The organism is Pseudomonas sp. No.21 (genome assembly GCF_054558415.1).
In genome coordinates this window covers 65,007-86,429 of record NZ_BAAJNO010000009.1, presented here as the reverse complement: position 1 = coordinate 86,429, position 21,423 = coordinate 65,007, and the positions used below count along the sequence as shown (strand labels likewise).

Here is a 21,423-nt window from a genome sequence, read left to right as displayed (position 1 = left end):
TTCCTGCCAGGCGCTTGACCTTCCGTGACAAGGCGGTCGGGAGGGCGCATGGGGTTTGCTTCGCGTCGCCGGTTGTTGCTTAAATCCGCCATCGCGTTAATCCGGAGCACACATGGCAACGCCCAGACCTTCCCTGACCCTGACCCTCCTGCAGGCACGCGAGGCGGCGATGGGGTTCTTCCGCCCGCTGCTCAATCAGCACGGGCTGACCGAGCAGCAATGGCGGGTGATCCGCATCCTGCGGCAGAACGGCGAGATGGAGAGCCACCAACTGGCGCACCAGGCCTGCATCCTCAAGCCGAGCATGACCGGCGTGCTGGTACGCATGGAGCGCGACGGCATCGTCCGCCGCTGGAAGTCACCCCAGGACCAGCGCCGCGTCTATGTCGGGCTGACCGAGCAGGGGCAGCAGTGCTTCGTGTCCATGAGCGATGGCATGGAGAGCAACTACCAGCGCATCCAGGAGCAGTTCGGCGAGGAGAAGCTGCAGCAGCTGCTGGGCCTGCTCAACGAACTCAAGCAGATCAAGCCTTGATAGCGATCGGGTGAGGCTGCGGACCATGGCGTCTTCCCCGATCCCCAACATCGACATCGGCCAGGTCTACGACCAGCGCTACGCCGATGCCGACGTGCACTACGAGCAACTGGGCCGGCTGGCCGACTTCTTCGGCCGCAACATGCCGGTGCACCGTCACGACCGCTTCTTCCAGGTGCACTACGTGAAGAGCGGCTCGGTGCGCGTCTACCTCGACGAGCTGCAATATCACCGCCAGGGGCCGCTGTTCTTCCTCACCCCGCCGACCATCCCCCATTCCTTCGTCACCGAGGCGGACGCCGACGGCCATGTACTGACGGTGCGCCAGCAACTGGTGTGGCCGCTGCTGGAGGCCGGGCGTGGCCTGGCCGCCGGGCCGCAGATCGGTGCCGTCTGCGTGGCCTTCGACGAACTGGACGAGGGCTTTGCCGCCGAGGTGCGGCGCCTCGACCAACTGTTCGACTACCTCGGCGACGAGTTCCGCAGCCAGCACTCCGGCCGCGCGGAAAGCCTGGAGGCGCTGACCCGGCTGATCTTCATCAGCCTGCTGCGCCTCTCCACCCGCTCGCTCAAGGCGCAGCCGGCGCGGCGTGACGACTTGCAGTTCTTCCACCGTTTCAACGCGCTGATCGAGGAGCACTACCCCCAGCACTGGGCACTGGCCGAGTACGCGCGGCAGATCGGCGTGACCGAGGCGCGCCTCAACGACATCTGCCGTCGGGTCGCGGGCCTGCCGTCCAAGCGCCTGGTGCATGAGCGCCTGATGCAGGAGGCGCGCCGGCTGTTGCTGTTCACCGGCCGCTCGGTGAACGAGATCTGCTACCAGCTGGGCTTCAAGGACCCGGCCTACTTCAGCCGCTTCTTCTCCCGCCATGCCGGCATCACGCCCGGCGAGTACCGGGCGCGCAACGGCGGGTAGGTTCGTGCCGGCTCCGTTCCCGGGCCGAAGCCCAACGTTGCCAGGCCGAACATCGTGCGTTGGGCCTCGCTGTGCTCGGCGCCAACCTACGGCACGGCCCCTAACACGAAAGGTGGACCGATGAAGCGCGGTCCACCCTACGCCGGCGCTGTGCCGCAATCCCCCGTGGGGCAATCAGAACAGCGGCAGGGTGTAGCCGATGATCAGGCGGTTTTCGTCGACATCGGTGCGCAGGCCGTCGCCGGAGCGGAAGGTGGCGTTGCGCAGGCGGATGTTCAGGCCCTTGAGCGAGCCATCCTGGAAGGTGTAGACGAGGTCGGTGTCGCGCTCCCATTCGCGGCCGTCCTGCACGGTGGCGGTCTGCACGTTCCTGCCGCTGACGTAACGGGTCATGAAGCTCAGGCCGGGCACGCCGAGGGCGACGAAGTCGAAGTCGTAGCGCGCCTGCCAGGCATCGGTCTCGGCCTTGGTGAAGACGTTGAAGGTCACCAGGTTCACCGAGTAGGGGTCCAGCCCCGGGTAGGCGAAGTCACCGTCGCCGGAGAGGTTCTGGTAACCGACGCCGACCTTGTGGGCGCCCATGCCGAGGGTGACCATGCCGTTGAAGAAGCGGTTGTCGATGCGTCCGCCGTCCACCCGCGCGGTGCTGCGGTAGCGGTGCTCGCCGTCCTCGCCGGTGTCGAAGTAGCGCAGGTCGGTCTTGAGGGTGATGCCCTCGCCGAGGGTGGCGTTGTGCACCAGGCCGAGGTAGTGCTGGCGATAGATGTCCTGCATCTGTGCGTGGTAGTAGCTCAGCGTCAGTGCCGGGCTGAGCGCGTAGCTGCCGCCGAGCAGGTCCAGGTGCGCACTTTCCACGCCGCCGTAGTTCATCTCGTCGTTGCTCGACGAATCCCGCAGGTTGATCTTCTCCAGCCGCCCCAGGTTGAGCGTCAGGCCGTCGAGCTCCTGCGAGGTGAGCAGGCCGCCGGCGTAGGTGGAGGAGAGCAGGCGCACGTCGTTGTAGGCCGCCACCGGCAACTGCGGCTGCAGGGTGCCGATGCGCAGCACGCTCTTGGAGGCGCGCAGCTTGGCGGTCAGGCCCAGTTCGCTGTAGTTGTCCTCGGGCTCCAGGCTCTGGGCGCCATAGGCCAGCAGGCCGGTGCCGCGACGGTCGCGGCTGGAGTCGAGCTTGATCGCCACCTGGCCGATGGCGTCGAGGCCCACACCGATGGTGCCTTCGGTGAAGCCGGACTCGAAGCGCGCAGTGAAGCCCTGGGCCCATTCCTCGGCCTTGGCCTGGGGCGCGCCGCCCTGGCGGAAGTCGCGGTTCATGTACATGTTGCGGGCCTCGATGCTGGCCTTGCTGTCCTTGACGAGGTCCGCGTGGGCGCTGCCGGCGAGGCTCGCCAGCAAGCAGGTGAGTACGGGGGCGGAGCGTATTTTCCTGGTCATTGTTCTTGTCTCTAGGAAAGGTGTGTCGGAGGGCCTTCGCCACGGGCTGGCCGCTGCGATGGCCCGGGCAATCTAGTCATTAATTAAAATATTAACAATATCCATGACTGGTCCGTGCAGAGACGTAACCTGATAAACAACATCACTAATGATTTTTAAGTAACTGAAAAATAGAGAATAAATATTCTTGATAAATCACTTTAGCTTTTCGTATACCCGCCAGGTCCGCTTCTTTCTGTTGACAGGCAGGCGATAAAAATTAATGTATTAACAGTATTCGCTTCCCATGCCGCCAGCGCCCACACGCATGGCTACAACAACAAGACGGAGCTATCGCCATGAAATCCCTCGCAATTCCCGCCCTCTGCGCGGTGCTGTTCGGTGCCGCCTCGGCCCATGCCGAAACCATCACCCTCAAGGTCGCCCACTTCCTGCCCTCCACCTCCAACGCCCAGGCCAACATCATCGAGCCCTGGTGCGAGCAACTGCGCCAGGAGTCGGGCGAACGCCTGAAGTGCCAGCTCTACCCCTCGATGCAATTGGGTGGCACGCCGGCCAAGCTGGCGGACATGGCACGCAACGGTGTGGCGGATATCGTCTGGACGGCCCCGGCCTATTCCGCCGGCAAGTTCCCCCGGGTCGAGGCGCTGGAGCTGCCCTTCGTCCTGCCCATGGGCGGCCAGGCCGGCAACGCGATCATCTGGGACTTCTACGAGCGCTACGCCCGCGACGACTTCAAGGGCTACAAGGTGCTGGTGGTGCACGGTGACGGCGGCATGAGCCTGCACACCCGCGGCAAGCCGGTGCGCACCCTGGCCGATCTCGCCGGCCTCAAGCTGCGTGCCTCCAGCCGCACGGCGGCGAAGACCGTGGAAAGCCTGGGCGCGACCCCGGTGAGCATGCCGCCGGCGCAGATGACCGAGGCGATCTCCAAGGGCGTGGTCGACGGCGCACTGGCCGCGTGGGAGGTGGTGCCGGCGACCAAGCTGGACGAGGTGACCCGCTACCACAGCGATGTGCCGGCCGGGCAGCCGGCCTTCGGCTACACGGTGCTGACCCTGCTGATGAACCAGCGCCGCTTCGACAGCCTGCCGGCCGACCTGCAGGCGATCATCGAGCGCAACAGCGGCAAGGTGCTGTCCGAGCGTTTCGCCACCGCCTGGGACGCGGCCACCGCCAAGGCCCACGACGCGACGCCGGCCGACGGCCTGGTGGTGCTGGACGACGCCGCCTACGGCGAGATGCGCAAGGCATCCGATGGCGCGGTGCAGGGCTGGATCGACGAGGCGGATGCCAAGGGCCTGGACGGCAAGGCGCTGGTGGAAGCCGTGCGCACGCTGGCCGGCTCGGGGCACTGAGGCCATGAAGGAATCGCTGCATTTCGATCTCGACGCGTGCGATCAAGAGGGCCTGGTACGCCGGGCCCTGCTGCGCCTCACCCATGGTTTCGCCCTGGCTGGTGGCGGCATCATCCTGGCCCTGGTGGGCATGTCGGTGGTGTCCATCGTCGGCCGCAAGCTGTTCTCCGCGCCGATCCGTGGCGACATGGAACTGGTGGAGGTGGGGGCTGCGGTGGCCATCGCCGCCTTCCTGCCGTTGTGCGAGCTGCGCGGCACGCACATCCGCGTGGACGCGCTGACCCACTGGCTGCCCGCCGGGGTGCGCCGGGCGCTGGACGCGTTCGCCCATCTGCTGTGCTGCGCGGTGGCCTGGCTGCTGGCCTGGCGCACCAGCCTGCAGATGCTCGACAACCGCGAGTTCGGCGACGTCACCACGCTGCTGTCGATCCCGTTGTGGATTCCCCTGGCGCTGATCGTGCCGAGCCTGGTGCTCCTGGGGCTCTGCGCCCTGGCCCGGGTGGCGCGGGTGCTGGGCGGCGCGGGAGGTGAGGCATGAGCGGCCTGGCCCTGGGGCTGATCGCGCTGGCGATCACCATGACCCTGTTGCTGCTGCGCGTGCACATCGGCCTGACCATGCTGGTGGGCGGCGCGGCCTGCTTCTGGGCGGTCAACGACGGCGACCTGTCGAGCCTGCTGTTCACCCTCAACGACCTGGCCTATTCGCGCCTGTCCAACTACGACCTGGCGGTGATCCCGCTGTTCGTGATGATGGGCCAGTTCGCCACCCACGGTGGCCTGTCGCGCTCGATCTTCCGCTGCGCCTCGGCCTTCATCGGCCACTGGAAGGGCGGCATGGGCATGTCCGCCATCGGCGCCTGCGCGGGCTTCGGCGCCATCTGCGGCTCCTCCCTGGCCACCGCGGCGACCATGAGCCACGTGGCGCTGCCCGAGCTGCGCCGGCACAACTATTCCGGGCGCCTGGCCACCGCCACCGTGGCGGCCGGCGGCACCCTGGGCATCCTCATACCGCCGTCGGTGCCGCTGATCATCTATGCGGTGCTGACCCAGGAGTCCATCGCCAAGCTCTTCGTCGCCGCCGTGGTACCGGGGGTGATCGCCATCATCGGCTACGTGCTGGTGCTGCGGATCATGGTGGCACGGGACGAGTCCCAGGCCACCGTCTCGCCCAGGGCATCACTGGCCGAGCGCGGCCGCGCGCTGGTCAGCGTGCTGCCGGTGATCGGCGTGTTCCTGGTGGTGATCGTCGGCATCTACGGCGGCTGGGCCAACCCCACCGAGGCGGCCTCCATCGGCGCGGCGGCCTGCGGCATCCTCGCCTTCACCCAGGGCGGCATGCGCTGGAAGGGCATGCGCGCCAGCCTCCTGGGCACGGCGGAAACCTCGGCGATGATCTTCCTCGTGCTGCTGGGCGCGGACCTGCTCAACTCCGGCCTGGCGCTGACCCAGATGCCGGGCGAGCTGGCGGCCTGGGTGATCGGCAGCGGCCTGGCACCGATGCTGGTGCTGCTGGTCATCCTCGGCCTTTACCTGGCGCTGGGCTGCGTGATGGATTCGCTGGCGATGATCCTGCTGACCATCCCGATCTTCTACCCGATGATCATGGGCCTGGATTTCTTCGGCCTGAGCGAGTCCGACAAGTCCATCTGGTTCGGCATCCTCGCGCTGATGGTGGTGGAGATCGGCCTGATCCATCCGCCCCTGGGCATGAACCTGTTCATCGTCCAGCGCGCCGCCGGCGACGTGCCCTACGGCGAGACCGCCAGGGGCATCGTGCCGTTCCTCTGCTCGGACCTCGCCCGCATCGCGCTGCTGGTGGCCTTCCCGGGCCTGAGCCTGTGGCTGCTGAGCCTCTGATCGTCCCTCGCTGCACCTGGCCGCCTGCGGGCGGCCTTTTTTCGTCCGCCATCCCCACGCTCCCTCGAACGCCCTGGAACCTGCCCATGACCGCCCACCCCAAGCGCCTGATCCTGCTGCTCGCCGCCCTGGTGGCCTTCGGGCCGCTGTCCATCGACATGTACCTGCCCAGCCTGCCGCTGATCGCCCGTGACCTGGGGGCGCCGGAGGCGCGGGTGCAGTTGACCATCGGCGTGTTCCTCGCCGGGCTGTGCCTCGGGATGCTGGCCTACGGGCCGCTGTCGGACCGCTTCGGCCGGCGGCGCCTGCTGCTGGGCGGCATCGCGCTCTACCTGGCGGCCAGCCTGGGGTGCGCGCTGGCGGTCGAGGTCGAGCACCTGCTGGCCTGGCGCCTGCTGCAGGCCCTGGGTGGTGCGGCGGCATCGGTGCTGGCGCGGGCCATCGTGCGTGACCTGTTCCCGGTGGGCGATGCGGCGCGGGTGCTGTCGCTGATGCACCTGGTGACCATGTTCGCCACCCTGGTGGCGCCGCTGCTGGGCGGCTATCTGATGCTGCTCGCCGGCTGGCGTTCGCTGTTCCTGCTGTTGATGGCCTTCGCCGGGCTGTGCCTGGCGGCGGTGGCGCTGAAGATTCCCGAGACCCACCCGCCCCAGGCGCGCAGCCATTCCCTCGCGGCGGCCTTCATCGCCTATGGGCACCTGGCGCTGCGGCCACGGGCGCTGGGCTACATCCTCTGCATGGGGTCGTGCTTCGCCGGGATGTTCGCCTTCATCACGGCCTCGCCCTTCGTCTACATCGGCCACTTCGGCGTCTCGCCCCAGGGGTATGGCTGGCTGTTCGGCCTGAACATCGCCGGGATCATCGTCGCCACCGCCGCCAATGCGCGCCTGGTGGGGCGGCTGGGGCCGCGCCGGTTGCTGTTCCTCGGTGCGCTGGTGGCGGCGACGGCGGGGAGCGCGCTGGCGTTGCTGGTCACGCTCGGCCTGGGCGGGCTGCCGGCGATCGTCGTTTGCGTGGTGCTCTACGTCAGCGTCACCGGGATGCTCGGCGCCAACTGCCTGGCCTCGCTGCTCGCCGAGTTCCCCCAGCGGGCTGGCGCGGCGGCGGGACTGGCGGTGGCGACCCAGTTCGGCCTGGGCACGGCGGCCAGCGCGCTGGTGGGCAGCTTCTACGACGGTACGCCGCTGCCGATGGCGCTGGTGATGGGCGGCTGCGGAGCCGGTTGCCTGGTGGCGGCCACGTTCGCCCGTCGCTGAGCCCGCCGGCTAGGTCGGGCTCCTGCTCGGGTGGCGTGCCAGCCACAGGCAGTAGCCGAGCAGCAGCGTGCCCCCCAGGGCCAGCACCGGCGGGGCGCCGAGGTGCGAGGCGAGCAGGCCGGCCGCGAGGCCGCCCAGGGCGTCGAAGCCGAAGCGGGTGGAGGTGTAGAGCGCCACGATGCGGCCGCGCAAGGCTTCCGGGGCGCTGCTCTGCAGGATGATGTTGGTGCCGACGTTGCTGCAGGAGATGCCGAAGCCGAGCACCGCCATGGCCGCCAGCGACAGCGGCAGGTGGCTGCTCCAGGCGAAGACCAGCATGGCCAGGCCGCAGGCGGTGGAGGAGAGCAGGATCAGCCGCGACAGGGCGCTGCCGCCGACATGGCTGGCGAGCACGATGCTCGACAGCAGCGAGCCGGCCCCGGCCGCGCCCCAGAGCCAGCCGAGGGTGGTGGCATCGCCGCCGAAGATGTCCTTGGCGAACACCGGCAGCAGCACCACGTAGCTCGATGCGGTGAGGTTCAGGGCCAGCACGCTGAGGATCATCAGGCGGATCTTCGGGTCACCCCGCGCGTAGTCCAGCCCCTCGCCGAAGACGTTGCGGAACGAGCCCGCCGCCCTTGGCGTCGGCGCCATGCGCACCCACAGCAGCCCGGTCATCAAGGCCAGGTAGGACACCGCGTTGAGGGCGAAGCACACCGCCTCGCTGACGAAGCCGAGCAGCAGCCCGGCCAGCGGCGGGCCGATGAAGCGCGAGAGGGTGAAGAGCATGGCGTTCAGTGCCAGGGCGTTGGGCAGGTCCGCTCGGTCGTCGACGAACTGGCTGAGCAGCGACTGGCGCAGCGGCGTGTCCACCGCGTTGAGCACGCCGAGCAGGGCGGCCATGGCCACCAGCAGGGTCGGGCCGATCGTCCCGCTCGCGGTGAGCGCCGCCAGGCCCAGGGCCTGCAGGCCGAGCAGGCCTTCGACGACGATCAGCAGGCGGCGCTTGTCGTGGCGGTCGATCCAGGCGCCGGCGAAGGGGCCGACCAGCAATTGCGGCAGCAGGGCGGCGCAGGTGGTGACGCCGAGCAGCGCGGCGGAGCCGGTGAGGCGATAGACCAGCCAGGCCAGCGCCACCTGCTGGATCCAGGTGCCGAGGGTGGAAATGCAATGGCCGGTGAAGTAGAGGCGGAAGTTGCGATGGCGCAGGGCACGCAGGGCGTTGGGCAGCTGGATCATCGAGGGCGTTCGGGCTGGGCTTGGGGGCTGGGTTCTCGCCGGTGAATGCTAAAGCAAAAGATGGATCGTTAATACATTAAGTGTTCGTCGGCGGTGCTTTTGCCGGATACCGGTGATTCGCCATGGAAAGTGCAATCGAGTATCCGGAACGTGCATTTTTCGCCCGGCCCCAGCTCTTCATAATGACCCCCAGGCCACCGCCATGGGCCCTTTCGCCAAGGGGCGCCAGGGCTTCTCCCGAACGGTGGCGACTAACAATAAATAGACTGGGTATCCCGCATGAAAAAGCCAAATCCTCTGCTCGCCGACCTCCGTGCCATCCTGCCCGCCATCGCTGCCAACGCCGCCCGCGCGGAGCAGGAGCGCATGGTGCCCGCCGAGAACATCGCCCTGCTCAAGGGCATCGGCATGCACCGTGCCCTCCAGCCCAAGGCCTATGGCGGCCTGGAGATCTCCCTGCCGGAATTCGCCGACTGCGTGGTCGCCCTGGCCGGCGCCTGCGGGGGCACTGCCTGGGCCTTCAGCCTGCTGTGCACCCACAGCCACCAGCTGGCGATGTTCTCCAAGCGCCTGCAGGACGAGATCTGGGGCGAGAACCCGGACGCCACCGCGAGCAGCAGCATCGCGCCGTTCGGCAAGGCCGAGAACGTCGAGGGCGGCATCATCCTCAACGGCGAGCTGGGCTGGAGCAGCGGTTGCGACCATGCCGAGTGGGCCATCGTCGGCTTCCGCCGGCCGGTGGGCGAGGGCGAGCCGCCGGTCTACTGCTTCGGCGTGGTGCCCCGCGCCGACTACGAGATCCGTGACGACTGGTTCGTCGCCGGCATGCGCAGCAGTGGCACCAAGACGCTGATCCTCAAGGACGTGTTCATCCCCGACCACCGTATCGAAGCGGCCAAGGACATGATGGAAGGCCGCTCTGCTGGCTTCGACCTGTACCCGGACAGCAAGATCTTCTACGCCCCCTATCGCCCGTACTTCGCCAGCGGCTTCGCGGCCATCAGCCTGGGCGTCGCCGAGCGCATGCTGGTGGCCTTCGCCGAGAAGACGAAGAACCGCGTGCGCGCCTACACCGGCGTCAGCGTCGGTACCGCGACCCCGGCGCTGATGCGCCTGGCCGAGTCCACCCACCAGGTCGCCGCTGCCCGCGCCTTCCTGGAGAAGACCTGGCAGGAGCACGCCGAGCACGGTGAGCGCCATCAGTACCCGGACCGCCAGACCCTGGCCTTCTGGCGCACCAACCAGGCCTATGCGGTGAAGATGTGCATCCAGGCGGTGGATCGCCTGTTCGAGGCCGCCGGCGGCACCGCCTGGTTCGAGTCCAACGAGATGCAGCGCCTGTTCCGCGACGCGCACATGACCGGCGCCCACGCCTACACCGACTACGACGTCTGCGCGCAGATCCTCGGACGCGAACTGATGGGCCTCGAACCCGACCCGAGCATGGTCTGACCAGCTCCGCCTCCACCCCGATCGTCCACCTGCCAGCCGGGCGCGAGCCCGGTTGCGAGGATTCGCCATGACCCAACAGAACAATGAAGCGGGCTTCGACCCGCGTGCCTTCCGCCGTGCCCTGGGCAATTTCGCCACCGGAGTGACCGTCATGACCGCTGCCGCCGACGGGCGCCGCGTGGGCATGACCGCCAACAGCTTCAACTCGGTGTCGCTGGACCCGCCGCTGGTGCTCTGGAGCATCGACAAGCGCGCCACCAGCCACGAGGTGTTTTCCCGTGCCGGGCACTTCGCGGTGAACGTGCTGGCCGCCGACCAGATCGACATCTCCAACCAGTTCGCCCGCCCCAGCGAGGACCGCTTCGCCGGGCTGCGGGTGGAGGAGGGCGCCGGGGGTGCTCCGCTGCTGGAGGAGTGTGCCGCGCGCTTTGAGTGCGAGAAGTACCAGGAGCTGGACGGCGGTGATCACTGGATCCTGATCGGCAAGGTCGTCGCCTTCGACGATTTCGGTCGCGCGCCGCTGCTCTATCACCAGGGTGCCTATTCGGCGGTGCTGCCCCATCCGCGTCTGCTGAAGAAGAACGAGGCGGCCACCCGTACCGCCTTCCAGGGGCGCCTCAGCCACAACCTCTACTACCTGATGACCCAGGCGGTGCGCAGCTACCAGGAGGACTACCAGCCGCGGCAGCTCGCCACCGGCCTGCGCACCAGCGAGGCACGCATGCTGATGGTGCTGGAAAAGGATGCCAGCCTGGACATGGCCGCGCTGCAGCAACTGGTGGCGATGCCGACGCGGGAGATCGAGGCGGCGGTGGATACGCTGACCCGCAAGGGCATGCTCTGCGGCGATGCCAGCGGCTGCAGCCTGACCCCGGTGGGCATGGACCAGGCGGAAACCCTCTGGGAGATCGCCGAGCAGCAGCAGGACCGGGTGTTCTCGCGCTTCAGCGAGCAGCAGATCGAGGCTTTCAGGGACGTGCTGCGGGCCATCGCCTGCCTCGGCGAGGGCTGAGCAGGCGGGGCGGCCAGGCGCGCGTCAGACGGCGTCGCGCATGGCGCGCAGGTCCAGGGCGTCCTGGTTCATGCGCTGGATGACGTTGAACAGTTGCTGGCGCAGGGACTCGTCGCCGATTCGGTCGGCGGCGCGCATCACGGCGACGGCGGCGTCCTCGTTGTGGATGGCGACTCTTTCCAGGTTCTTGCGAAAGTCTCGTGTGGCGCGTGTCACGGGTAGGGCCTCGGGGAAAACTGTGCGCAGCCTAGCGGAGGAATGTTGCCGTGAAGTTGCAGCGAGCCAGCCTGGCAAGGGCCTGCAACAGATTCTCCGGCGCAAAAAAAACCGACCTGCAAGAGGTCGGTACTGCCCATATGGGCCTGCCAATCAGAAGCATTCTGCATGCATCCATCTGCCGTTGGATGCAAGGCCATGATCGTGGGATTGGATGACGATTTCATGTCACGCGTGTGACGTTTTCATTCGAGCGTGGGAAGCCATGTCCTCAGGACGTGGTCATGAGTCATCGGCTCTGCCTGTGAGGATTAAAGCGGAGGACCCGACAGGATCGTAGGGTGTGCCGTGCGCACCGCCGCACGGTGCTTCCGGCGAGTTCCAGGTGCGCGCAGCACACCCTACGCGCGAAGTGAGCGGCGGCTGCATGCTCCGAGGTCTGATTGCGCCCTCCGCCAGGGGAGCAAAAGCAAAGCCACGCTCTAACGTGGTATCGGTCCTGAGGGTAAAGCCCGTCGGTGATGGGACGCCTTCGTGAACCACGGGCAGGCTTCAGGTAGCATCGGCGGCTTCGACGACCCTGGCCCGCTTCGCAATGAACAAAGACGATATTTCGAAATTCGACATCAGCACCCAGCTCACCATGCTCGGCCGCGACCCGGCGGAGCAGTTCGGCTTCGTCAACGCGCCGCTCTACAAGGGCTCGACCATCATCTACAAGACGCTGGACGACATCGAGGCCCGGCGCAGCCGCTTCTCCTACGGCACGGCCGGGTCGCCGACCATCGCCCACCTGGAGGATGCCTGGACCCAGCTGACCGGCGCCGAGGGCACCGTGCTGTCGTCCTCGGGCCTGGGGGCCGTGGCCCTGGCGCTGTTCAGCACCACCAAGGCGGGCGATCACATCCTGGTGCCCGACAGCGTCTACCGGCCCACGCGCAATTTCTGCAACCAGATGCTGGCCCGCTACGGCGTGACCACCACCTACTACGACCCGATGATCGGCGCCGATATCGAACGCCTGATCGGGCCGAACACCAGCACCCTGTTCCTCGAGGCGCCGGGTTCCCAGACCTTCGAGGTGCAGGACATCCCGGCGATGGTCGCGATCGCCCGCCGTCACGGGGTGAAGACCATCCTCGACAACACCTGGGCCACGCCGATCTTCTTCCGTGGCCACGACCACGGCATCGACCTGACCGTGGAGGCCGGCACCAAGTACCTGGGTGGCCATTCCGACATCCTGCTCGGCCTGGTGACGGCCAACCAGGCCTGCTGGCCGGCGTTGCGCGCCACCTACGACTCCATGTCGATGCTGCCCGGTGCTGAGGACTGCGTGCAGGCGCTGCGTGGCATGCGCACGCTGTTCCTGCGGCTCAAGGAAGCGGAACGCCGTGGCCTGGAGCTGGCCCGCTGGCTGAGCGAGCGCCCCGAGGTCTCCCGCGTGCTGCACCCGGCCTTCGAGAGCTGCCCGGGGCACGCCCACTGGAAGCGCGATTTCAAGGGCTCGTCCGGGCTGTTCTCCATCGTGCTGGCGCCCGGCTACAGCCGCGACGGGCTGGCGGCGATGCTCGACAACCTGTCGATCTTCAGCATGGGCTTCTCCTGGGGGGGCTACGAGAGCCTGGTGATCCCCTTCGATTGCCGCACCTACCGCACCGCGACGCACTGGCAGGCGGAAGGTTTCGCCTTGCGGCTGCAGGTCGGCCTGGAGGACATGGACGACCTGAAGGACGACCTGGCGCGCGGCTTCGAGCGTCTGCGCACGGCTGGCTGACCTGGATCAGGACGGGGTGGGCGGCTCAGGTGCCGTTGCGCCCTGGCAGCAACTGGCTATAGGGGGCTTCCGGGCCGGGGCCAGCGGAGCGGCGTAGCAGGCGCACGTCGGTGACCTCGATCCCGCAGTCGGTCAGCCAGTCCTGGATGGCTTCGCTGGAGCGCGAGGGACGGGCCTTGCCGGGGAATTCGAGCGTGTAGATGGAAAAGCCGATGGCCTTGATGTTGGGTATGTCCCGCGTGTTCATCTTCATGTGGCGGGCTTCGCCCTTGAAGCTGTAGCTGATCAACCATTCCATAAGCGCCTGCGGCCCCGCCCCATTCCGTCCTGCACCGGCACGCCGATGACCCCTTGATATCAAGAGCGCAAAACTAGCAGAACCAGCGAGTCAGGCAATGCTAGCCATCTGCTGCAACCCCCGGGCTTGAGCATCCTCGCGACACGGCGACGAAGGGCGCGTGGCGGCATGCAGCGGATGGGCCTTTTTGCGGTCAATCACCTGTCGGTATCCACCTTCAGGGGGTTGTCATGTGCGGAGGCGTCGAGGTGGCGGGTCGCTTCACCGGGAACGGCAGGGCCAGGCGGATCTATTTCCAGAGCCCCGGGGCGGAGCTGCCCGTGGTGCAGCCCGACGGTTCCATCCAATGGATTCCCTGGGGGCGCCGGCCACGGCAGCCCGGCGCCTTGCCCGCCAGCGGCTGGGCGCGGGAGAACTGCATGACGCTGGAGGCCTGGGAGCGGTATCGGCCCCAGGCGGTGAAGATCGCCGTGCAGCGCTATATGGAAAGGGACAGGGCACAGCAGCCGCACTGGTTCGACCTCGTGGCCAGCCAGTGCCTGCAGGGGGTGTTGCTGGAAGCGGAGCGGGAGCGCCGGGTCTATGTGGTGATCGGGCAGCCGCCACCGGGCTGCGAGTTCATCCAGGATCGCTGGCCGCTGATTGCGGCCTGAGGGCCTCGGGTCAGTTCTCGACCAGGTGCGTGGTGACCCCTGACACGCCGATCTCCTGGGAGGCGAGCACCTTGTTCTCGAAGGACGAGCCGCCCAGGTTGCGGTCGACCTCGAGCTGCCCACGGTGCTCGGCGATGATGTGCGCCAGGGCCAGCTCCAGCCCCATTTCCTTCTCGGTATGACGTACGCGCAGACTCCTCGGCACGCCCCTGAGCTTGTACTGGATGTCGAAGTAATGCATTGCAGCCTTCCTTGTTGGCGAACCCGGCTTTCACTCACGCAGCGATAGTGCCGCGAGAACCGAGGGCTGCGCCAGTCCGAACCGGTATTTTTCGTCGCCTCGGGTCGTGCCCGCACGCGGGGATGCAGGCAGGCTCGCCTGCGACCAAGGGGTTGGAGCGGCGAGTGGCCCTCCAGGTTCCGGCTCCGTGCAGGGCGGCACGCATGAGGGCTGCCGAGGGTGGTCGTCGGTTCCGGCCTGCTGCGGTTCAGGCACCGCAGGTGCGGGGGCGGAAGCTGCGCCGGTTGGCGATGGCGATGGCGAACTCCTCGTTGAGCACCTTGCTCAGTTGCCTGATGGCCAGCGGGGAGGAGAGTTCGGCCAGGGTCATGCCGTGGAGGGTGATGACGTCCAGGTCGGCGCGGCCGGTGAACTGCAGGGAGAGGGTGCCGCTGTCGAGGCGGGTCGCCTCGCACATGTAGGCGGGCATGTAGAGGGTGAAGAGCTTGCCGATATCGGCCATACCCAGCGTCATATCCGATTCCTCCTTGAAGTGGATGCAAGCTGACCATCGGGTCACGGCTCAGCGTAGGCCAAATCCCGCAGCTGTAAATGCCGTCAGCGTGAGCCGGGTCACGTCGTTGAAAAGGGTATTCGCCCGCTCGGCCAATTTCCCCGTGCAGGCCGCAGCCCGCGCGGATACGGGGTTATGACCAATCGGTCAGGAATTGTCTTTTTCATATGCGCATTTTTTGTATACAACGCGCTAGCCATATGGGGACACTTTTGTTTACATTGCGCCCACAACAACGACAAGAAGTGAGTGCACCTCCTCATGAACAAGCTCTCCCAAGCTACGTCCGTCGCACCACGTCCGGAAGACGAGAACCTTGGCATCGGCGCCAACCTCGCTTATGGATTGCAGCACGTTCTCACCATGTACGGCGGTATCGTTGCCGTCCCCCTGATCCTCGGCCAGGCGGCAGGGCTCAGCCCCTCCGAAATCGGCCTGCTGATCGCCGCCTCGCTGTTCGCCGGCGGCCTCGCGACCCTGCTCCAGACCCTCGGCCTGCCGTTCTTCGGTTGCCAGCTGCCCCTCGTCCAGGGCGTTTCCTTCGCCGGCGTCGCCACCATGATCGCCATCCTCGGCAGCAACAACGGCGAGGGCGGCATCCAGTCCGTCCTCGGGGCGGTGATGGCCGCATCGCTGATCGGCCTGCTGATCACGCCCGTCTTCTCCCGCGTCACCAAGTTCTTCCCGCCGCTGGTCACGGGGGTGGTGATCACCACCATCGGCCTGACGCTCATGCCTGTCGCCGCGCGCTGGGCCATGGGCGGCAACAGCCAGTCGCCCGAGTTCGGCAGCATGACCAACATCGGCCTGGCCGGCATGACCCTGGCCATCGTGCTGCTGCTGAGCAAGATCGGCAGCTCCACCATCTCGCGCCTGTCGATCCTGCTGGCGATGGTGATCGGCACCCTGATCGCCATGGCGCTGGGCCTGACCGACTTCTCCAAGGTCGGCGAGGGGCCGATCTTCGCCCTGCCGTCGCTGCTGCACTTCGGCATGCCGACCTTCCATTTCGCCGCGATCCTGTCGATGTGCATCGTGATCCTGGTGACCCTGGTGGAAACCTCGGCCGACATCCTCGCCGTCGGCGAGATCATCGGCACCAAGGTGGACTCCAAGCGCCTCGGCAACGGCCTGCGCGCCGACATGCTGTCCAGCGTCCTGGCGCCCCTGTTCGGCTCCTTCACCCAGAGCGCCTTCGCCCAGAACGTCGGCCTGGTCGCCGTCACCGGGGTGAAGAGCCGCTACGTGGTCGCCACCGGCGGCCTGATCCTGGTCACCCTGGGCCTGCTGCCGGTCATGGGCCGGGTGGTCGCCGCCGTGCCGACCTCGGTGCTCGGTGGTGCCGGCATCGTGCTCTTCGGCACCGTTGCCGCCAGTGGCATCCGCACCCTGGCCAAGGTCGACTACCGCAACAACATGAACCTGATCATCGTCTCCACCTCCCTCGGCTTCGGCATGATCCCGATCGCCGCGCCGAGCTTCTACGAGCACTTCCCGGCCTGGTTCGAGACCATCTTCCACTCCGGCATCAGCTCGGCGGCGATCATGGCCATCCTGCTGAACCTGGTGTTCAACCGCTTCACCGCCGGCAACCCCGACCAGCCTTCGGTGATTTCCGCCGGCCACGAACGCAGCCTGCGCTACACCGACATCGCCGCGCTGAACGACGGTGACTACTTCCAGAACGGCAAGCTGTACGACGCCGCCGGCAACGAAGTCCCGCTGGCCGATGACGACGATCATGGAAGCCACGCGCCAAGGCCGACGCGCAGCCAGGCCGACGCGGTGCACTGACGCGCCTCCCGAACGAAAGACCCGGCCCCAGTGGCCGGGTCTTTCGTTCGGGGCCCACTGGCCACGCCCCTGCGTGTGGCCCTGCGAATGGGCGACGGAAGAAGGGCGCAGGGAACCCCGGGGGCCTTCCTGCAATCTCTGATAACGCCTTGTAACCGCTGCCCGGGCCATTGCGTTTGACCTGGGCCGGCACCTTCACCAAGCTACGCGCTTCGTCCCAACCGCCCAGGATTGCCCGCGTGACCCAAGCTTTGCGCCACTGGCGCCGAACCCTCTGCTGCCTCCTTCCCCTCGCTGCGCTGCTGGCCGGCTGCGACCAGGGCGAACCCGAGAAGCCGACGCCGCCGGCCAAGGCCACCACCTACCTCGCCGTCGACTGGAGCCAGGTGCCGGCCACGGCCGATGAGGAACTGCTCAATGGCTTCGCCGCCTGGCGTTCGGCCTGCACGCGGCTGGCCAAGGACCCGGTCTGGTCCGCCACGTGCGCCGCCGCCGCGCCGGTGCCGATGGAGGCTGGCGCCGTCCGCGCGTTCATCGGCGCCAACCTCCAGCCCTACAGCCTGCGCTCGGCGGAGAAGGGCGAGCACGGCCTGATCACCGGCTACTACGAGCCCGTCTACCCCGGCCACCTGCAGCGCACCGAGCAGGGCCAGGTGCCGGTCTACGGCGTGCCGGACGACCTCATCGTCGTCGCCCTGGACGAGATCTACCCCGAACTCAAGGGCAAGCGCCTGCGAGGCCGCCTCGAAGGCCGCGTGCTCAAGCCCTACGACGATGCCGCCACCATCCGTGGCCAGGGCGTGAAGGCGCCGGTGCTGGCCTGGCTCAATGACCCGATGGACCTGCAGTTCCTGCAGATCCAGGGTTCCGGGCGCATCCAGCTCGACGACGGCCGCCAGTTGCGTATCGGTTACGCCGACCAGAACGGCCACCCCTATCGTCCCGTCGGTCGCTGGCTGGTGGAACAGGGGCTGCTGCAGAAGGAGGAGGTGAGCATGGGCCGCATCCGCGACTGGGCCGTCGCCAACCCCGGCCGGGTCGACGAGCTGCTGGCCAGCAACCCCAGCTACGTGTTCTTCAGTGCCCGCCCGGACAGCAACGAAGGCCCGCGCGGCTCCCTCAACGTGCCGCTCACCGCCGGCTACAGCGTGGCCATCGACCGCAAGGTGATTCCGCTCGGCAGCCTGCTCTGGCTTTCCACCACCCGCCCGGACGGCGCCCCCGTGGTGCGCCCGGTCGCCGCCCAGGACACCGGTGGCGCCATCGTCGGCGAAGTGCGAGCGGACCTGTTCTGGGGCACCGGAAAGGAGGCCGGCGAACTGGCCGGCAACATGAAGCAGGAAGGGCGTATCTGGATGCTCTGGCCCAAGGGCATGCCGCTGCCGGAGACGCCCTGAGCCCTTGCATGCGAAGCACTCCGGCGCCTCCCTTTGGTCTATAGGTAGCAGGCGACCAAGCGCTGACCGCGAAGGAGGAACTCCGTGAACCGCATCATTCCCCATGCCCTGCTGGCCCTGGTGCTTGCAGCCGCGTGGATCGCCCCGGCCCAGGCCCTGACCCTGCGTTGCAGCAAGGGCCTGGTGCTGCAGGAGGACAGCCTGGAGGACGTGCTGCGCAAGTGCGGTGAGCCGGACAAGCGCGTGCGCACGCTGCCGGCCCTGCGCAACAACGGGGTGCCCAAGCTCAACGCGGTGACCGTGGACATCTGGACCTACGGCCCGCGCAACGGCATGACCCGCGAGTTGCACTTCATCGAAGGCAAGCTGAAGGAAGTCAGGAGTTCGCGCGACTAGGCGATCGGGCAGGCGCGAGCCGGCCGCGCCACGTAGAATCGCGCCCCTGAATCTTTCTTCGAGGTCGCAAGGTGGAACTACAGCAGGGCTTCGTCCTGACCCGGCACTGGCGCGATACGCCCGCGGGCACGGAAGTGGCGTTCTGGCTGGCCACCGACGATGGCCCCCGCTACCTGCGCCTGGCGCCGCAGACGTCCGTCGCCTTCATCCCCGCCCAGCAGCGCGAACGTGCCGAAGCACTGCTGCGTGACGAACGCGGCGTCGAGCTGCGGCCGCTGGGGCTCTGCGACTTCCGCCATCGCCCGGTGCTCGGCCTGTACTGCCAGCAGCACCGCCAGCTGATCGGCCTGGACAAGGCCCTGCGCCAGGCCGGCGTCGACGTATTCGAAGCCGATATCCGCCCGCCGGAGCGCTACCTGATGGAGCGCTTCATCACCGCGCCGGTGCTGTTCGGCGGCACGCCCGATGCCGAGGGCGCGCTGGTGGACGGGCAGATGAAGCCCGCCCCCGGCTACCGCCCGCGTCTGCGCCTGGTGTCCCTGGACATCGAGACCACCCTCCACGGCGAGCTCTATTCCATCGCCCTGGAAGGCTGCGGCCAGCGCCAGGTCTACATGCTCGGCCCGGCCAACGGCGATGCCGGCGAGGTGGACTTCGCCCTGGAGTACTGCGACGACCGCGCGCAACTGCTCGAACGCCTCAACCAGTGGCTGGTGGAGCACGACCCGGACGCCATCATCGGCTGGAACCTGGTGCAGTTCGACCTGCGCGTGCTCAACGAGCACGCCAGGCGCCTCAAGGTGCCGCTGCGCCTGGGGCGCGGCGGCGAGGCCATGGGCTGGCGCGAGCACGGCAGCCGCAACAACCACTACTTCGCCGAGGCGCCGGGGCGGCTGATCATCGACGGCATCGAGGCGCTGCGCTCGGCCACCTGGAGCTTCCCCTCGTTCAGTCTGGAGAACGTCGCCCAGACCCTGCTCGGCGAAGGCAAGGCCATCGACACCCCCTACCAGCGCATGGACGAGATCAACCGCATGTTCGCCGAGGACAAGCCCGCCCTGGCGCGCTACAACCTCAAGGACTGCGAGCTGGTGACGCGCATCTTCGAGAAGACCGAACTGCTCACCTTCCTTCTCGAACGCGCCACGGTCACCGGCCTGCCTGCCGATCGCAGCGGTGGCTCGGTCGCCGCCTTCTGCCATCTGTACATGCCGCTGATGCACCGCCAGGGCTTCGTCGCGCCCAACCAGGGCGAGCGCATGCCCGAGGCCAGCCCGGGCGGCTTCGTCATGGATTCGCGCCCCGGGCTGTACGAGTCGGTGCTGGTCCTGGACTACAAGAGCCTGTACCCCTCGATCATCCGCACCTTCCTCATCGATCCGGTGGGGCTGGTGGAGGGCCTGCGCCAGCCCGATGACGCGCACTCGGTGCCGGGGTTCCGCGAGGCACGCTTCTCGCGCACGCGGCATTGCCTGCCGTCGATCGTCGAGCGGGTCTGGCAGGGGCGGGAGACGGCCAAGCGCGAGCGCAACCAGCCGCTGTCCCAGGCGCTGAAGATCATCATGAACGCCTTCTACGGGGTGCTCGGCTCCAGCGGCTGCCGCTTCTTCGATCCGCGCCTGGCCTCGTCCATCACCCTGCGCGGCCACGAGATCATGCGCCGCACCCGCGCGCTGATCGAGGCGCAGGGGCACCAGGTGATCTATGGCGATACCGACTCCACCTTCGTCTGGCTGGGCGCTGCCCATGGCGAAGAGGAGGCCGCGGCCATCGGGCGTGCGCTGGTGCAGCGGGTCAACCTGTGGTGGCGCGAGCACCTGCTGGCCGAGTACGGCCTGGAGAGCGCGCTGGAGCTGTAGTACGAGACCCACTACAGGCGCTTCCTGATGCCCACGGTGAGGGGCGCGGAGGAGGGCAGCAAGAAGCGCTACGCCGGGCTGGTGATGCGCGCGGACGGCAGCGAGGAAATGGTCTTCAAGGGGCTGGAGACGGTGCGCACGGACTGGTCGCCGCTGGCCCAGCGCTTCCAGCAGGAGCTGTACCTGCGCATCTTCAACCGCGAGCCCTACCAGGACTACGTGCGCGAGTACGTGCGCCGCACCCTGGCCGGCGAGCTGGACGAGCTGCTGGTCTACCGCAAGCGCCTGCGCCGTCGCCTGGACGACTACGAGCGCAACGTCCCGCCCCATGTGCGCGCTGCGCGCCTGGCCGATGAGTACAACGACAGCCAGGGTCGACCCCGGCAGTACCAGAACGGCGGCTGGATCAGCTACCTGATCACCGTGGCCGGGCCCGAGCCGCTGGAGAACCGTCGTGCCGCCATCGACTACGACCATTACGTCACGCGCCAGCTGCAGCCGGTGGCGGACGCCATCCTGCCCTTCGTCCAGGGCGACTTCAGCCGCCTGATCGACGGCCAGCTCGACCTGTTCTGAGCCTCGCCCGGTCAGTCGGGGAGATTGACCAGGGGGATCGAATCACCGCCCGTGCGGTTCTGCTGGCGTTCCTCCATCCACTCGGCGACCCGTGCGCCGAACTCGGCAGGCACCTTGCGGCCCACGCGGCGGGCGATGTCGAGGATGGTCTGCTGGGCCAGCGCTTCTTCCATGCGCTTCTGCGCCGTCAGCATCACCGCGTGGACCGAACAGGTGCCTTCCAGCGCCCAGTCCGGCGGCGATCCCTCGAACAGCGCGCAACGCCCACGGATGTCGCGGCATTCGAAGATCGACTTGTTGCCATCGATGGCACGGACGATGTCCAGCACCGTGATCTCGTCCGAAGGGCGGGCCAGGCGGAAGCCGCCGCGCACGCCTTCGGTGGCCGCCACCAGCCCGGCCTTGGCCAGCTTGGTGAAGACCTTGGCCAGGTACTCCTGGGGCACGCCCTGGAGCTCGGCCATGTCACGCACGCTGGCTTCACGGCTGTCGCCGCGCTCGTCCACGAGAAAGAGCAGGCAGTGGATGCCGTACTCGACCCCTGCGCTGTAGAGAGACATTCATAACTCCGACTTTTATAGTCGCATATATAGTGCGAGCTGCATTCATTTGCCTCAAGGGAGGC

Annotated in this window: 20 protein-coding genes and 1 pseudogene; 14 read left to right on the top strand and 7 right to left on the bottom strand. The window is 67.6% G+C overall.

Annotated features, from left to right (window positions below):
* Positions 1-112 precede the first annotated feature (112 nt).
* Entirely contained in the window at positions 113-535 is a 423-nt protein-coding gene (gene hpaR, locus ACYJSS_RS19590; RefSeq protein WP_111264628.1) for a homoprotocatechuate degradation operon regulator HpaR, read from the top strand.
* A 25-nt stretch (positions 536-560) separates the two neighbouring features.
* A complete protein-coding gene (hpaA, locus tag ACYJSS_RS19585; protein WP_111264627.1) occupies positions 561-1,454 on the top strand; it encodes a 4-hydroxyphenylacetate catabolism regulatory protein HpaA in 894 nt (297 codons plus the stop codon).
* A 174-nt stretch (positions 1,455-1,628) separates the two neighbouring features.
* Here the strand turns inward: hpaA and ACYJSS_RS19580 are convergent, their stop codons facing one another.
* Positions 1,629-2,885 (bottom strand): OprD family porin, encoded by a 1,257-nt coding sequence (locus tag ACYJSS_RS19580; RefSeq protein ID WP_236206235.1) that lies wholly within the window; start codon positions 2,883-2,885, stop codon positions 1,629-1,631.
* Between the two features lie 338 nt (positions 2,886-3,223).
* On the opposite strand from ACYJSS_RS19580, the gene ACYJSS_RS19575 reads away from it, so the two are divergent.
* The 4 genes from ACYJSS_RS19575 to ACYJSS_RS19560 all read left to right on the top strand — a co-directional run bounded on the left by ACYJSS_RS19575 (position 3,224) and on the right by ACYJSS_RS19560 (position 7,356).
* Positions 3,224-4,243, top strand: coding sequence for a TRAP transporter substrate-binding protein (locus ACYJSS_RS19575; protein ID WP_236206236.1), 1,020 nt, complete (start codon positions 3,224-3,226; stop codon positions 4,241-4,243).
* A gap of 4 nt (positions 4,244-4,247) precedes the next feature.
* Entirely contained in the window at positions 4,248-4,781 is a 534-nt protein-coding gene (locus ACYJSS_RS19570; protein WP_236206237.1) for a TRAP transporter small permease, read from the top strand.
* Positions 4,778-6,100, top strand: coding sequence for a TRAP transporter large permease (locus tag ACYJSS_RS19565; protein WP_111264623.1), 1,323 nt, complete (start codon positions 4,778-4,780; stop codon positions 6,098-6,100). Before ACYJSS_RS19570 ends, ACYJSS_RS19565 begins: the two co-directional genes overlap by 4 nt.
* An 86-nt stretch (positions 6,101-6,186) precedes the next feature.
* Positions 6,187-7,356, top strand: a complete 1,170-nt coding sequence (locus ACYJSS_RS19560) for a Bcr/CflA family multidrug efflux MFS transporter (protein ID WP_236206238.1) — start codon at positions 6,187-6,189, stop codon at positions 7,354-7,356.
* Between the two features lie 9 nt (positions 7,357-7,365).
* Here the strand turns inward: ACYJSS_RS19560 and ACYJSS_RS19555 are convergent, their stop codons facing one another.
* Positions 7,366-8,574, bottom strand: a complete 1,209-nt coding sequence (locus tag ACYJSS_RS19555; RefSeq protein ID WP_236206239.1) for an MFS transporter — start codon at positions 8,572-8,574, stop codon at positions 7,366-7,368.
* A 279-nt stretch (positions 8,575-8,853) separates the two neighbouring features.
* Between ACYJSS_RS19555 and ACYJSS_RS19550 the strand changes: the two genes are divergently transcribed.
* A complete protein-coding gene (locus tag ACYJSS_RS19550) occupies positions 8,854-10,026 on the top strand; it encodes a p-hydroxyphenylacetate 3-hydroxylase oxygenase component (protein WP_236206240.1) in 1,173 nt (390 codons plus the stop codon).
* Positions 10,027-10,093: 67 nt separating this feature from the next.
* Positions 10,094-11,038: a p-hydroxyphenylacetate 3-hydroxylase reductase component gene (locus ACYJSS_RS19545; protein ID WP_111262892.1), complete on the top strand. Its 945-nt coding sequence runs from the start codon at positions 10,094-10,096 to the stop codon at positions 11,036-11,038.
* Positions 11,039-11,062: 24 nt separating this feature from the next.
* Here the strand turns inward: ACYJSS_RS19545 and ACYJSS_RS19540 are convergent, their stop codons facing one another.
* Entirely contained in the window at positions 11,063-11,254 is a 192-nt protein-coding gene (locus ACYJSS_RS19540) for a hypothetical protein (protein WP_111262893.1), read from the bottom strand.
* Positions 11,255-11,849: 595 nt separating this feature from the next.
* Here ACYJSS_RS19540 and metC point away from each other — a divergent pair.
* Entirely contained in the window at positions 11,850-13,031 is a 1,182-nt protein-coding gene (gene metC, locus ACYJSS_RS19535) for a cystathionine beta-lyase (RefSeq protein WP_111262894.1), read from the top strand.
* 25 nt (positions 13,032-13,056) lie between these two features.
* Here metC and ACYJSS_RS19530 read toward each other — a convergent pair whose 3' ends face one another.
* Positions 13,057-13,329 (bottom strand): hypothetical protein, encoded by a 273-nt coding sequence (locus ACYJSS_RS19530; RefSeq protein WP_111262895.1) that lies wholly within the window; start codon positions 13,327-13,329, stop codon positions 13,057-13,059.
* A gap of 230 nt (positions 13,330-13,559) precedes the next feature.
* Between ACYJSS_RS19530 and ACYJSS_RS19525 the strand changes: the two genes are divergently transcribed.
* Positions 13,560-13,982, top strand: a complete 423-nt coding sequence (locus tag ACYJSS_RS19525) for a hypothetical protein (protein ID WP_111262896.1) — start codon at positions 13,560-13,562, stop codon at positions 13,980-13,982.
* A gap of 10 nt (positions 13,983-13,992) precedes the next feature.
* Here the strand turns inward: ACYJSS_RS19525 and ACYJSS_RS19520 are convergent, their stop codons facing one another.
* Positions 13,993-14,223: a hypothetical protein gene (locus ACYJSS_RS19520; protein WP_111262897.1), complete on the bottom strand. Its 231-nt coding sequence runs from the start codon at positions 14,221-14,223 to the stop codon at positions 13,993-13,995.
* Between the two features lie 247 nt (positions 14,224-14,470).
* The gene (locus ACYJSS_RS19515) at positions 14,471-14,737 is read right to left on the bottom strand and encodes a hypothetical protein (RefSeq protein ID WP_111262898.1); all 267 of its coding nucleotides are present in this window, start codon (positions 14,735-14,737) and stop codon (positions 14,471-14,473) included.
* A gap of 300 nt (positions 14,738-15,037) precedes the next feature.
* Between ACYJSS_RS19515 and ACYJSS_RS19510 the strand changes: the two genes are divergently transcribed.
* From ACYJSS_RS19510 to ACYJSS_RS19495, 4 genes and pseudogenes are all read left to right on the top strand, one after another.
* Positions 15,038-16,570, top strand: coding sequence for a nucleobase:cation symporter-2 family protein (locus ACYJSS_RS19510; RefSeq protein WP_111262899.1), 1,533 nt, complete (start codon positions 15,038-15,040; stop codon positions 16,568-16,570).
* A 239-nt stretch (positions 16,571-16,809) separates the two neighbouring features.
* Positions 16,810-17,967, top strand: a complete 1,158-nt coding sequence (mltA, locus tag ACYJSS_RS19505; RefSeq protein WP_111262900.1) for a murein transglycosylase A — start codon at positions 16,810-16,812, stop codon at positions 17,965-17,967.
* 84 nt (positions 17,968-18,051) lie between these two features.
* On the top strand, positions 18,052-18,363 hold the full coding sequence (locus ACYJSS_RS19500; protein ID WP_236206242.1) for a DUF2845 domain-containing protein: 312 nt from the start codon (positions 18,052-18,054) through the stop codon (positions 18,361-18,363).
* A gap of 71 nt (positions 18,364-18,434) precedes the next feature.
* Positions 18,435-20,798 (top strand): annotated as a pseudogene (locus ACYJSS_RS19495) (DNA polymerase II).
* 11 nt (positions 20,799-20,809) lie between these two features.
* Here ACYJSS_RS19495 and ACYJSS_RS19490 read toward each other — a convergent pair.
* Complete coding sequence (locus tag ACYJSS_RS19490) at positions 20,810-21,358, bottom strand: RrF2 family transcriptional regulator (protein WP_111262902.1); 549 nt, start codon at positions 21,356-21,358, stop codon at positions 20,810-20,812.
* Between the last annotated feature and the right edge of the window lie 65 nt (positions 21,359-21,423).